The following is a 12,927-nucleotide window of genomic DNA, read 5'->3' on the forward strand; positions in this document are numbered from 1 at the left end:
CCTGCCGGCGTGGCGGACGGGCTACGCCGGCAGCAGGCTGTATGCGATGCCGTCGAGGATGTCCCGCTCGCTGGCGATCACCGAGCTCATCCCGGCCCGCTCCATGACGATCCTGAGCACCAGCGCACCGGCACCGATCACGTCGGCCCGGCCGGGGTGCATCACCGGGATGGTCAGCCGCTCCACCGACGACCGGGCCAGCAGGTCGCTGGTCACCTTCACCACGTCGGCGTACGGGACGCGGGCGTGGTGGATCCGGTCGGGGCGGTACTCCGGCAGGCCCAACGCCATCCCGGCGACCGTGGTCACCGAGCCGGCCAGCCCGATCAGGGTGGCCGCCTCCCGCCCCGGCACCACCGACAGCGCCCGGTCCACCGCCGCCGTGATGTCGGCCTCGGCCGCCGCCAGCTGCTCCGGCGTCGGCGGGTCGCCGTGCAGGTGCCGCTCGGTCATCCGGACGCAGCCGATGTCCACCGACACCGCCGCGTCCACCGCCGCCGCGCCGCCACCGGCTGGCCGCCCGCCGACCACGAACTCGGTCGAGCCGCCCCCGATGTCGACCACCAGGTACGGCGCCCGGACGTCGTCGCCCAGCCCGCGTACGGCACCGGTGAAGGAGAGCCGGGCCTCCTCGTCCCCGGTCACCACCTCCGGCTCGACGCCGAGGGTGTCGACCACCATGGTCTGGAACTCGCCCGCGTTGGAGGCGTCCCGGGAGGCGGAGGTGGCGCACATGCGTACCCGGGACACGCCGAGCGACTCGATCGAGGTGGCGTAGCCGACCAGCGCCTGCCGGGTCCGTTCCAGCGCCTCCGGTGCCAGCCGCCCGGTCCGGTCGAGATCCTGGCCCAGCCGGACGATCTCCATCCGCCGGACCACCTCGGCCAGCTCGGCCTCCGGCCCGGCGGACGGGTCCGGCAGGTCGGCCACGAGCAGCCGGATCGAGTTCGTGCCGCAGTCGATCGCGGCCACGCGGTTCTTCACGATCTTCACTCTACGTCCTCGGGGTCGCGGCGACGCGCTGTCGTCGCGGCAACAGCTCGCAGGGTCGGCACGGAGTCCCTAGCGGGCGGGTGGCGGGGTGATCACGAGTGGGACTGGTGGTGGTACGGGCCGTCGGAGGCCCGTACCACCACCGCGTCTCAGCTCACCGTGCAGGTGACGGCCGGCGCGGAGCCGCCGGTACCCGAGGCCAGGAAGCCGAAGGTCGTCGATCCGCCGGCCGGCAGGCCGCCGTTCCAGCTCACGTTCCGGGCCGTCACCGTCGCTCCCGTCTGCGTGACGGTGGCGTTCCAGGCCTGACTGACCTGCTGGCCGCCGCCGAAGGTGAACGTCGCGGTCCACGCCGTGGTCGCCGTCGACCTGCCGTTGCGCACGCTCACCTCGGCCTGGAACCCGCCGGTCCACTGGTTCGTCACCCGGTAGGTGGCCGTGCAGCCGCCGCCCGCCGGCGGGGTGGTCGGCGTTCCGGGCGGGGTGGTCGGCGTGCCCGGCGGGGTGGTCGTCCCGGGAGTGGGGACGACGCCGCCGAGAAGTTGGGCGAGCGCCGGGTAGAAGCGGTTGGCCATCTTGCGGAAGCCGGACTCGACCGGGTGCACCCCGTCGTTGGTGTCCGTGGCGGCGTTGAAGCCGGTCCACTGGTCCACCACGACGATGGGCGAGCGGGCCGTGGTCAGCCCGGCGGCCCAGCCGGGGATCCGGTTGTTGAACGTCACCGCGTCGGCCGGGCAGGTCTCACAGCCGTGGTGCGGGATGATCTGCGCCACAACGATCTTCATGTCGGGGTTGTTCGCCCGCATCTGGCCGACCAGCTTGGTGAACGCGGCCATGATGGTGTCCATAGACTGCCAGCCGCCCCACAGGTCGTTCGTGCCCAGGTGCATGACGACGATGTCCGGGTCTGCCGCGTTCAACCACGGTGGCAGCTGGTTGTTGTCGGCGATGCCGACGGCCGAGAAGCCGCCGTGGCCCTCGTGGTCGGCGTCGTACGAGAACCCGTAGTTGCAACTGCCTCCGTCGGAGGCGCTGCCGACGAAGTCGATGTTCGAGTAACCAGCCGTCCGGAGCTGGTTCCAGAGCAGGGCGCGCCAGCAGCCGGGGCCGGCGGTGATCGAGTCACCAAGCGGCATGATCCTGACCGGGGCAGCCGCCGACAGGGCGGGGGCGGTGGGCGAGACCACCGTGAAGGCGAAGGCCAGGACTGCTGCGAGCCCGGTGATCAGGGCGTACCAGAGGGGTTTGCGCGGCATCCTCGTCCGGTCCCGCACGGAGTCCGTCTGTTCGTTCATGGCGTCACTCCTTCCCTCACGGAGTTACGGTCAGCAGGTGGGCCTTGTAGCCCTCGCCGTAGGTGCTGGTCGGGGTGCCGTCGTAGTCCTGGATGAGCACGTTGCCGCCGCTGCATCCCCACGGGTTCCAGGTCCAGGCGGTGTATCCGATCCGCTGCGAGTCCAGCCAGGTCGTCACCCGGTCGATGTAGTCGTGCGCGCAGGTGTCCTGGCCGATCTCACCGGCGTGCACCGGGACCTGGGCCGCGACCGCCGCGATCTGGCTGTCCCAGCAGGACTCGGTGACGCAGGCGTTGAAGTTGTACGAGTGCCACGACGCCACGATGTTGCCGCGCGGATCGGTCGGCTTGTAGGTCAGCCACTGGGTCAGGTCGTTGGTCCAGGTCAGCCCGGCGACCAGCAGCACGTTGCCGGCGCCGGTGGCGCGTACGGCGTCGACCAGGTCCTGCATGCCGGCCACCTCGTACTCGATGCCGGTGCAGGTGCCGCCGTCGCGCAGGCACCGCCACGCGGCGGGCATGTCCGACCAGTTGTTGGAGGCGTCCGGGTAGGGCTCGTTGAACAGGTCGAATACCACCGCGTCGTTGCCCTTGAAGGCGTTCGCCACCCCGGTCCAGAACCGCGGGGTGTACTGCATGCTCGGCATCGGCTTCTGGCAGGTGGCGTTGACGTCGGCGCAGGCCGAGATGTTGCCGGTGTAGCTGCCGTGCGTCCAGTGCAGGTCGAGGATCGGGTTGATCCCGTTGGCGACCAGCAGGTTCACGTAGTCCTTGACCGCCTGCTGGTAGGCGGCGCCACTGGGCGTGCCGGAGAGCCCCAGCCAGCAGTCCTCGTTCAACGGGATCCGGACGGCACGGATGTTCCAGGTCTTCATGGCGTCGACCGAGGCCTGGTCCACCGGGCCGCTGTCCCACATCCCCTTGCCCTGCACGCAGGCGAACTCGCCGCTGGCCCGGTTGACCCCGAGCAACCGGTAGGTCGCCCCGGCCGCCGTCACCAACCGATTGCCGGAGACCCGCAGGGCGGGCGCCACACCACCGGGCGGTGGCGTGGTGGTCGGTGGGGTGGTGACCGGTGGGGTGGTGGGCGGCGCCGTGGTCGGCGGGTTGGCCGACGGCGAGGTGACCGCGCCGGTGCAGGTCGTGCCGTTCAGCGCGAACGAGGCGGGAACCGGGTTGCTGCCGTTCCACGACCCGACGAAGCCGATCGCGGTCGAACCGCCGGTGCCCAGCGAACCGTTCCAGCTGAGACTGGCGGCCGAGACGCGGGTGCCGGACTGCGACCAGGTGGCGCTCCAGCCCTGGCTGACGCGCTGGCTGGCGTTCGGGAAGTCGAACGTCAACGTCCAACTCGTGACCGGCGAGCCGAGGTTGGTGATGGAGACGTTGCCCGAGAACCCACCGGTCCACTGGTTCTGCACGGTGTAGGTCACCGAGCAGCCGGTAGTCGCGGCGGACACGGGGAACGTGCCCGCCACCAGACTGGCGGCGGCGAGTGTGCACACCGCGCCGGCGGCGAGCAGGGCATGCCGACTTTTCATGAGGATCTCCTCTGGACAGGAAGAGGTGACCATCAATGGGAGCGCGTGAAGGAGCTTTCTTTATTAAGCTCACTAAGTCAAGCGACCTGGTGGCGGGGACCGGGTGCCGCGGTCGTCCCCCGGGCGACGACGGTCTCGGTCTCGCACCACCGCTGCGGGACCGGCTGCCCGTCGATCAGCCGCAGTACGGACTCGGCCACCAGGTCGCCGAACAGGTGCACGTCGAGACTCATCGTGGTGAGCGGCGGTGACGCCAGCCGGCACAGGCTGGAGTCGTCCCAGGCGATCAGGCTGAGGTCGCGGGGAATCTCCAGACCCAGTTCCTTGGCGGTGTTCAGGCCGGCGAGCGCCATCAGGTCGTTGTCGTAGACGATCGCGCTGGGCGGCTCGGAACCGCCCAGCAGCGCGGCGGTGAGCTTCGCGCCCGACTCCTCCGAGTAGTCGCCCGCCACCATCTCTGCGGTGACGCCGGCCGAGCGTGCCGCCTCCAGCAGGGCGGCGGTGCGGGTCCGGGTGTGTCGCAGGGTCTCGGGGCCGCTGACCCGGGCGATCCGGCGATGCCCCAGGTCGAGCAGGTGCGCCAGCGCCGCCCGCACCGAGCCGACGTCGTCCCGGCGTACGGCCGGGAGGTCGCCGGCGACCTCTCCCGCGACGACCACGGGTAGACCGAGTTCGCGCAGCACCGCCGGCCGGGTGTCGTCGACGACCGGATTCACCAGTACCACGGCGTCGACGAGTTGCTGCCCCGCCCACCGCCGGTACGCCGCGATCTCCGCAGTGTGGTTGGCAACGATGTGCAACAGCACCGACCGCCCCTGCTCCGCGAGCCGTTCCTCGATGCCGGCGATGAACTCCATGAAGAAGGGCTCGGCACCGAGCAGCCGGGGTGGCCGGGCGAGCACCAGGCCGACCGCGCTCGTGGCTCTCATCCGCTCTCCCGCCTGGTGTGGGTTCAGCCGGCCGACTCGGTGCGCGGCACGGGCTCGGAGTCGAGCGGTCCGGGCAACCGAAGGCCCTGCCGCAGCGGAACCAACTCGGACTCCAGGACGAGTGTGGCGGCACCGATGGCGCAGGCCGTCGCGGCGGACCGCGACAACCGCACGTCCACGGTGGGCGCCGAACGGGCGAGGTGGCCGTGCAGTTCCTGGCGTACGACCGGAAGGTAGACCGAGCCGGCGACGGCAAAACTCGGCCCGGTCAACACGACGACTTCGAGGTCCATGATGGTGACCAGGGTGCGGGTGGCCGTCGCGACATACCGGGCGGATCTCTCCAGCAACGCCAGCGCCCGCGGCTCGCCCCGCCGGGCGGCCCGGCTGATCGTGGCGAAGTCCGTCGCCACCGAGGTCTGCTCCGCGCCACCCCGCAGGCCCAGCGCGCCGGCCAGTGCCGCGTCCGCACGCCCGGCGGCGACCACGGCCGCCGGACCGGCGACCGCCTCCACGCAGCCACGGCCACCACACCAGCAGCGCGGGCCGTCCGCGTGTACGCACACGTGCCCCAACTCGCCGGCGCTGCCGCTCGGACCCCGGTAGGTGATGCCGTTGAGGACCAGCCCGGCGCCGATCCCGGTTCCCATGTAGAGCGCGGCCGCCGCCGTCGCGGCCCCGAACCCGCCGGCCCAGTGCTCGCCCAGCGCCGCCGCGGTCGCGTCGTTGTCGAGCACCACGGGCAACGTCGTCGCCTGCTCCAGCGCCGGGCCCAGCGGGAATCCCTCCCACTGCCGGATGGAGGGGCCGGGGAGGACCAGGCCGAGGCCGAGTACCCGGGCACGCTCCAGGCCGACGCTGTCGATCAGCGTCGCTATCTCGGCCGCGATCCGGGCCACCACGGCCGGCGGTTCCTCGGCACCGGCGCCGGCGCCGGGCCGGGCGATCCGGGCCACCGCGACCCCGGCGAGGTTGGTCAGGACGTACGTCAGCACGTCGTTGTCCAGGTGCACACCCACCGCGTACCGGGAGGCGTGGTTGAGCTGGAGCAGGACCCTGCGCTTGCCACCGGTCGACTCGGCGTGGCCGGTCTCGACGACCAGACCCTCGTTGATGAGTTTGCGGACGAGGTTGGAGATCGTGGGTGCGGTGAAGCCGGTGGCGTTGATCAGGCCCACCCGGCTGATCGTGCCGGCCGCCCGGATAGCGTCGAGGACCGCTGCCCTACTGCTCGCATGCGGTTTGCTCGCTACTCGTCCGCTCACTGCTCCTCTGCCACGAGCCGGGTAGATGACCCAGCAAAGTATACAAGGACCGGCTGGCTCTCAGAGCCGCAGCAGCATCCGGACGTTGCCGAGGGTGTTCGGCTTGACCCGTTCCAGGCCGAGGAACTCGGCGACGCCCTCGTCGTAGGAGCGGAGCAGTTGCTCGAAGACCGCCTGCGGCACCGGCGCCCCGTCGATCTCGACGAAACCGAAGGCGGCGAAGAACCGGGTCTCGAAGGTGAGCACGAAGACCCGGGCGACGCCCAGCTCGCGGGCGGTGGTCAGCAGCTCCGCCACGATCCGCTGGCCGATCTTGCGGCCCCGGTGCGCCGGGTGCACCGCCACCGTCCGGATCTCGGCCAGGTCCTCCCACATCACGTGCAGGGCACCGCAACCGACCACCGTGCCGTCGGCCGGATCCACCGCGACCCAGAACTCCTGGACGTCCTCGTAGAGCGTGACGGTGGCCTTGCTGAGCAGCCGCCGCTCCGGACTGTAGGTGTCGATCAGATCCCGGATCCCGCGTACGTCGGCGGTCCGGGCCCGCCGGATGACCAGCTCGGCCGGGACCGGCGCCGGCTCGCCGCCGGTCATCCGGTCGGCTCCGCCGACCGGGCCGAGGGCACCGGCTCGACGCACGGACCGTCGGCCCACCACTGTTCGAGCAGCTCCAGCACCTCGTCGCCGAACGGGTTGACGCCGGGGCCGGCGGCCAGCGCGTGCCCGAGGTGCACGTGCAGGCACTTCACCCGGCCCGGCATGCCGCCGGCCGAGATCCCGTCGATCTCCGGCACGGTGCCGATCGCCTCCCGCCGGGTCAGGTAGTCCCGGTGCGCCGCCAGGTAGCGCTCGGCCAGCTCGGGATCGGTGCCCAGCCGCTCCTGCATCTCGCGCATCAGCCCGGCGGACTCCAGCCGGCTGCACCCGGCCACCGCTCGCGGGCAGGTCAGGTAGAAGAGGGTGGGGAAGGGTGTGCCGTCGGCGAGCCGGGGGGTGGTCTCCACCACGTCGGGCTGGCCGCACGGGCAGCGGTGCGCCACCGCGCGGGTGCCGCGCGGGGTCCGGCCGAGCTGGGCGGCGACCGCCGCCAGGTCCGCGTCGGTGGCCGGCTCCCGCACCGGTGCCGGCACGCCGGCCGCCGCCGGCTCCGCGCCGGGACGACCCACTCCACCGGGTACGCCGACCGGGTCGGGACGGCTCACCGGCCGGTCCGGTCCGGCTGCTCGTTGGCGGCCTGCACGCTGGACCAGAGGGTGTCGTACCAGGGCTCCGGGGCCCGTTCGGCCGCCGACGGATCGACTCCGGCGTCCCGGGCGGCACCCTTGTGATCGGTGAGCACCACCAGCGGCACCTCGCCGGGCAGCACCATGTAGAACCGCTCCCTCGCCTGGATCTTCACGTATTCCGGGTCGTCCCAGAGCGCCGCCTCCTCGGTCAGGTCACCGATGACTTCGCGCTGCGCCTGCTGGGCCGCCTCGATCCGGGCGATGTCGGACTGCTGGTCGAGATAGACCCGCACCGGATAGGTGTACGCGAGGGCGAGCGCCACCAGCACCCCGGCGAGTACGGTCGCCCGGCCGGTGTAGCGCCGGGGGTGCTGGGCGTACGTCCGCTTCACGGCGCGGGCGGCGACGGTCCGGCGGGCGGCCGCGGGCCGGCTGCCCGAGCGGGAGCCGTCCGCGCCCCGGCCGGTGCCGGCGGCCCGGGTCGTACCGGTGGCCCGGGTGGCTCCGGAGGAGCGGGCCTGGCCCTGTCGCGGCTCGGCCCGGGACCCGGAATCCCGACCCGAGGCACGGCCGGTCCGGGACGTCCCGGACCGGCCACCGCGATCCGGCCGTCGAGCCGGGCCCTGCCCGCTCGGCGTACGGCGTTGCGTCATCGCCGTCGCACCCCTCCCCCAAAGGCTGACCAGTCAGTTCGAACGGTAACGCGGAAACGCTCCGGTGCCGGCGTACCGCGCCGCGTCGGCCAGCTCCTCCTCGATCCGCAGTAGCTGGTTGTATTTCGCCACCCGGTCGGAGCGGGCCGGCGCACCGGTCTTGATCTGGCCGCAGCCGGTGGCCACCGCCAGGTCGGCGATGGTGGTGTCCTCGGTCTCGCCGGAGCGGTGGCTCATCATGCACTTGAAGCCGGCCCGGTGCGCCATGTCGACCGCCTCGAAGGTTTCGGTCAACGAACCGATCTGGTTCACCTTGACCAGTACGGCGTTGGCGGTCCGCTCCGCGATGCCCCGGGCGATCCGCTGCGGGTTGGTGACGAAGAGGTCGTCGCCGACGATCTGCACCCGCTCGCCGAGCGAGGCGGTCAGCCCGGCCCAGCCGGACCAGTCGTCCTCGGAGAGCGGGTCCTCGATGGAGACGATCGGGTAGTCGTCGGCCAGCTTCTGGTAGTAGGCGGTCATCTCGTCCGCCGTCTTGGTGCCGCCCTCGAAGGTGTAGACCCCGTCGTTGAAGAACTCGGTGGCGGCCACGTCGAGCGCGAAGACGATGTCGGTGCCGAGCCGGTAGCCGGCCTTCTCGACCGCCTCGGCGATCAGGTCGAGCGCGGTGGAGTTGGTCGGCAGGTCGGGGGCGAAGCCGCCCTCGTCGCCGAGGCCGGTGGCCAGGCCCTTCTTCTTCAGCACCGACTTGAGCGCGTGGTAGACCTCGGCGCCCGAGCGCAGCGCCTCGCGGAACGAGGGCGCGCCGATCGGGGCGATCATGAATTCCTGCACGTCGACGTTGGAGTCGGCGTGCGCGCCACCGTTGAGGATGTTCATCATCGGCACCGGCAGCAGGTGCGCGTGCGGGCCGCCCAGGTAGCGGAAGAGGCTCAGCTCGGCGCTGTTCGCCGCCGCCTTCGCCACCGCCAGCGAGACCCCGAGGATGGCGTTGGCACCCAGCTCCGACTTGTCGTCGGTGCCGTCGATGTCGAGCATCTTCTGGTCGATCAGCCGCTGCTCGCTGGCCTCGTAGCCGACGAGCTGGTCGACGATCCGGTCCTCGATGTTGGCGACCGCCTTCTCCACGCCCTTGCCGTTGTAGCGGTCCTTGTCGCCGTCGCGCAGCTCGATCGCCTCGAAGGCTCCGGTGGACGCGCCGGACGGCACCGCAGCGCGGGCGACCGTACCGTCGTCCAGCCCGATCTCGACCTCGACGGTCGGGTTGCCGCGCGAGTCGAGAATCTCCCGGGCGACGATTCCCTCGATGGTGGCCACTGTCCTGCTCCTCAAAAATTGAAGTCTGTCCATCGACAACCGATGGTGGTCCGTCCCCGTCGCGGCGGTGCGGCGCAGGCTCCCGCAGGCAGCCTATCGGTCGGGCCCGGGGCTCCGGGCGCTGCCTCCGGGCCCGGCCGCCCGACCGTGGGGCCACCCGACATTTGTGGATTTCTTTCACAGTACGTGGGAACCGGTTTGCGCGCGCTTGACCCGATCGTGAAGGCTGTGGGCCATGCCGGTTGTGTCGATCTCACTCCGGGTACTCGCGGGGGCGATCATTTCCGTACTGACGGTCTCCGGGTGCCAGACCCTGGACGACGCCGGTCGGGTGATCGGGCGGGCAGACCTGGTCAACGAGCTGGCCGCCCGACTGGACCGGTCCAACGAGCTGACCTACTCCGCCGACTACCAGCTCCCCGGCGGCCAGAACGCCTCGATCTCGCAGTCGCAGGACCCGCTACGCGCGGCGTACACCTATCCGGGCGGCAAGCTGACGGTCACCACGGACGCGACCACGGCCTGCGACACCAGCACCCGGAAACCGACCTGCACGCTGACCGCGCCCCCGCCGGCCAACGCCAAGCCGTCGGTCACCATTTTCGCCGACATGAACAAACGCGGCCTGGTCACCCCACCGGTGGTGGTCGGCCTGCTCACCGCCGCCGCGCTCGACCCGGACGCGACGATCCGGCAGTACGACACCACCGTCGCCGGGCGGCACGCCACCTGTGTGGAGGTCGACCAGCTCAGCGACGCCCCGGCGGCCGGCTTCGACGCCTGCATCACCAGCGAGGGTGCGCTGGGCAGCTTCACCGGTACGGTCGACGGCACCGAACTCGAGGTGGCGCTCCGCCGTTACCGCGACGCGGTGGAGAGCAGCGCCTTCGAGCTGCCCGCCGGTGCCGGACTGATCGACCGGCGCGCCGGGGCGGGCCAGCAGACACCCGCCTGAGCTCACGCCAGGTCGTACTCGTCCAGGCCGAGCAGCGCGGGCAGGTGGCGCGGCGACGGGGAGCCGTGCGCCAGCATCGCGTCGTGCCACTGCCGGACCGGCACCCCGTCCGGGCGGCGCGCGGCGATCCCGGCGACCTGGTGGTAGCCGACGAAATAGGTGGAGAGCTGGGTCGAGGTGAGCAGGGCCCGACGCCACTTGCCGGCCGCCTCGCCCTCCTCCTGGAAGCCCCGCCCGGTCATCAACGCCAGCCCGTCGGACTCGGACAGCTCCTCGCAGTGCGTCAACTGGTCGAGGATCGCGTTGATGGTCATCCGGAGCTGCATCTTGAGCTGCTGCAACCGCACCGCCAGGCCGCCGAACCCGCGCGCGACCATCGCCTCCTCGGCGTAGACCGCCCAGCCCTCGATGAACGGACCCGAGTGGCCGAGCGCGCGGGCCCGGCTGCTGCCCCGGTAGCGCCGGGCGTGCGCCAGTTGGAGGAAGTGCCCCGGCACCGCCTCGTGCACCGTCAGGTTGCGGATCATGTGGTCGTTGTACTCCCGGAAGAACGACTCCACCCGGGTCGCGGGCCAGTCCGCCGGGGTCGGCGCGATGCAGTAGTAGGTCGGCACCGCGGCGGATTCCAGCGGCCCCGGCGCGTCGCAGTAGGCGACCGCGACCCCCCGGTCGTGCTCGGGCATCTCCTTGATCACGCAGGTGTCGTCGACCAGCGACACCAGGTCGGCGTCGACGACGAAGTCGAGTACCTCGTCCAGGGCGGTCCGGGCCAGCGGCACCACCGAGGAGTTGTCCGGGTGCTCGTCGGCGAGCAGCGCCAGCGCCTGGCGTACCGTCTCGTCCGAGGCCGGGCCACCGACCAGCTCGACCGCCGCCGCCCGGATCTCCTCGGTGACCCGCTCCAGGTTCGCCCAGGCGGAGTCGAGCACCTGCCGGGCGCCGAGTTCGGTGTCCAGGGTGTGCCAGAGCCGCCCCTCCCAGAGCCGCCGCCCCAGCCGGGGGTCCCGCCCCGGCCCGGCGTCGTCGCGCAGCCCGGCACGGAGCCATTCGACGAACCCGGTCAGCTCGCGGACCGCCATCCGGGCGACCGGCCCGACCGTGTCGCGCAGGCCGGGCGCCTCGGCCAGCAGGGCCGGCACCTGCCCCCGGACCAGCGCCGCCGCGCCCTCGAACTGCCCGACGGCGGTCTCGGCGTGGATCCGGGGTACGTCGCGGAGCACGGCCCGCGCCGTCGCCAGCGCGTCGGGTACGGCGGCCAGCCGCCCGGCCAGGCTGGTCAGCCGTACGTCGACCGGGGCGAACGGCCGGGCGACCAGCGCGTGCAGCAGCGGCCCCGGGTTGTGCACCAGCGGGTTCCACTCGTGCGACCGCACCTCGGTCAGCTCGAAGATCCCCCGGTCGACCAGGGCGGTGAGTACGGCGTGGTCGACCCGCTCCGGGACGTCCAACTCCTCGGCGTCCACCTCGGAGAGCGCGTGCGCGGCGTCCCGCAGCATCGCCACCCGCCCGGCCACCGCGTCGGCGGACCGGTCCGGCAACTGGTCGTCGAGACCGTGCTCGCCGACCGACGAGGCCAGCTCGGGGTCGCTCGCCAGGAGCGCGTCGACGATCCGTTCGGCGAGCGGGACGAATGGTGGCATGGGGAAAACCTAGACGATCAGCCGCTCCCCGTCGGCCGGCGCATCGGCCCGATCCGCCGGTTGACCCGCGGTACGGGACCCAATGGTCCTGTCATGATGCCTTGGTTTGGCCCTGTCCCATGGACCAATCGCGCCCTAGCGTCGGTCCGGTGAAGCTCTCGAACCCGGTCGCGGTGCTGCTCTGCGTCAGCGGGATGGTGCTGGTCGGCAGCTCCGTCTCGATCAGTCAACTCGTCCTCGACTATCCACACCTGACCGGCCAGGCGGCCCGCTACGCGCTGGCCGCCGCCGTACTGTTCGCCCTGGTCCGGCGCTTTCCCGGCCTGCTGGCCGGCGGCACGCCCCCGCCCGGCCGGCCCAACCGGCGGGAGCTGGTGCTGCTGACCACGCTCGCACTGACCGGGATGGCCGGGTTCAACGCCTGCATCCTGGTCGCGCTGCCGCACGCCGACCCGGCCGTGGTGGGCACCTTCATCGGCGCCGCGCCGCTCGGGCTCGCCCTGCTCGGCCCGCTCACCGGTGGCCGCCGCCCGGCGCTGCGGCTGGTCGCGGCGGCCGGGATCGTCGTCGCCGGTACCGCACTGGTGCAGGGCAGCGGTCGGGCGGACGCGGTCGGGATCGTCGCCTCGCTCGGGGCGTTCGGCGGCGAGATCGCGTTCTCGCTGCTGGCCGCGGCCGTACTGCCCCGGCTCGGGCCGGTACGCGTCGCGGCGTACAGCTGCGCGCTGGCCGTACCGCTGTTGCTGCTGGCGGCGGTCCCGGCGGGTGAGCTGGCCCGGTGGCGGCTGCCCACCCCCACCGAGGCCGCCGCGTTCGGTTACCTGGCGGCGATGATGACCGTGATCGCCTTCCTCGCCTGGTTCACCGGGCTGCGCAGGCTCGGGGTGGAACGGGCCGGGGTACTGGTCGGGGTGATGCCGATCGCCACCCTGCTCACCGCGGCGGTCCAGGCCGGTCGGCCGCCGCACCTGGGGCAGACCGCCGGCGTGCTGGTGGCGGCGGTCGGCATCGCCGTCGGGCTGAGCGCGGGCCGCCGCCGCGCCCGGACCCCGGCGGAGACCGCCGCCGTCCGGACCGGCTAGCCGGGGGCTGTTGGAACGTCGGCGCGCCGGCG

General features: G+C 72.3%; 12 protein-coding genes. 2 read left to right on the forward strand and 10 right to left on the reverse strand.

The window, feature by feature from the left end:
- Positions 1-21: 21 nt before the first annotated feature.
- From ACSMXO_RS37720 to eno, 9 genes are all read right to left on the reverse strand, one after another.
- Positions 22-972 carry a Ppx/GppA phosphatase family protein gene (locus ACSMXO_RS37720; protein ID WP_346259341.1) on the reverse strand — a complete coding sequence of 317 codons (951 nt, stop codon included), beginning with the start codon at positions 970-972 and terminating at the stop codon, positions 22-24.
- A 170-nt stretch (positions 973-1,142) separates the two neighbouring features.
- Entirely contained in the window at positions 1,143-2,288 is a 1,146-nt protein-coding gene (locus ACSMXO_RS37725; RefSeq protein WP_455415658.1) for a cellulose binding domain-containing protein, read from the reverse strand.
- A 16-nt stretch (positions 2,289-2,304) separates the two neighbouring features.
- On the reverse strand, positions 2,305-3,828 hold the full coding sequence (locus ACSMXO_RS37730; protein ID WP_455415659.1) for a cellulase family glycosylhydrolase: 1,524 nt from the start codon (positions 3,826-3,828) through the stop codon (positions 2,305-2,307).
- Positions 3,829-3,905: 77 nt separating this feature from the next.
- Positions 3,906-4,757 carry a LacI family DNA-binding transcriptional regulator gene (locus tag ACSMXO_RS37735; RefSeq protein WP_455415660.1) on the reverse strand — a complete coding sequence of 284 codons (852 nt, stop codon included), beginning with the start codon at positions 4,755-4,757 and terminating at the stop codon, positions 3,906-3,908.
- A gap of 23 nt (positions 4,758-4,780) precedes the next feature.
- On the reverse strand, positions 4,781-5,935 hold the full coding sequence (locus tag ACSMXO_RS37740; RefSeq protein ID WP_455415661.1) for an ROK family protein: 1,155 nt from the start codon (positions 5,933-5,935) through the stop codon (positions 4,781-4,783).
- A gap of 147 nt (positions 5,936-6,082) precedes the next feature.
- A complete protein-coding gene (locus ACSMXO_RS37745) occupies positions 6,083-6,616 on the reverse strand; it encodes an amino-acid N-acetyltransferase (protein ID WP_346259244.1) in 534 nt (177 codons plus the stop codon).
- The gene (locus ACSMXO_RS37750) at positions 6,613-7,188 is read right to left on the reverse strand and encodes a DUF501 domain-containing protein (protein WP_346259340.1); all 576 of its coding nucleotides are present in this window, start codon (positions 7,186-7,188) and stop codon (positions 6,613-6,615) included. The genes ACSMXO_RS37745 and ACSMXO_RS37750 overlap by 4 nt, the downstream gene beginning before the upstream one ends.
- Before the next feature lie 32 nt (positions 7,189-7,220).
- Positions 7,221-7,901: an FtsB family cell division protein gene (locus ACSMXO_RS37755; RefSeq protein ID WP_346259243.1), complete on the reverse strand. Its 681-nt coding sequence runs from the start codon at positions 7,899-7,901 to the stop codon at positions 7,221-7,223.
- Positions 7,902-7,934: 33 nt separating this feature from the next.
- Positions 7,935-9,218 (reverse strand): phosphopyruvate hydratase, encoded by a 1,284-nt coding sequence (gene eno, locus ACSMXO_RS37760; RefSeq protein ID WP_346259242.1) that lies wholly within the window; start codon positions 9,216-9,218, stop codon positions 7,935-7,937.
- Between the two features lie 235 nt (positions 9,219-9,453).
- Here eno and ACSMXO_RS37765 point away from each other — a divergent pair, with 235 nt between their 5' ends.
- Positions 9,454-10,173, forward strand: coding sequence for a hypothetical protein (locus tag ACSMXO_RS37765; RefSeq protein WP_455415662.1), 720 nt, complete (start codon positions 9,454-9,456; stop codon positions 10,171-10,173).
- A gap of 2 nt (positions 10,174-10,175) precedes the next feature.
- Here the strand turns inward: ACSMXO_RS37765 and ACSMXO_RS37770 are convergent, their stop codons facing one another.
- Positions 10,176-11,813, reverse strand: a complete 1,638-nt coding sequence (locus ACSMXO_RS37770) for a DUF885 domain-containing protein (RefSeq protein WP_455415663.1) — start codon at positions 11,811-11,813, stop codon at positions 10,176-10,178.
- A 149-nt stretch (positions 11,814-11,962) separates the two neighbouring features.
- Between ACSMXO_RS37770 and ACSMXO_RS37775 the strand changes: the two genes are divergently transcribed.
- Positions 11,963-12,895 (forward strand): DMT family transporter, encoded by a 933-nt coding sequence (locus tag ACSMXO_RS37775; protein WP_455415664.1) that lies wholly within the window; start codon positions 11,963-11,965, stop codon positions 12,893-12,895.
- Positions 12,896-12,927 lie beyond the last annotated feature (32 nt).

The sequence above is a fragment of the Plantactinospora sp. DSM 117369 genome, from assembly GCF_053764795.1.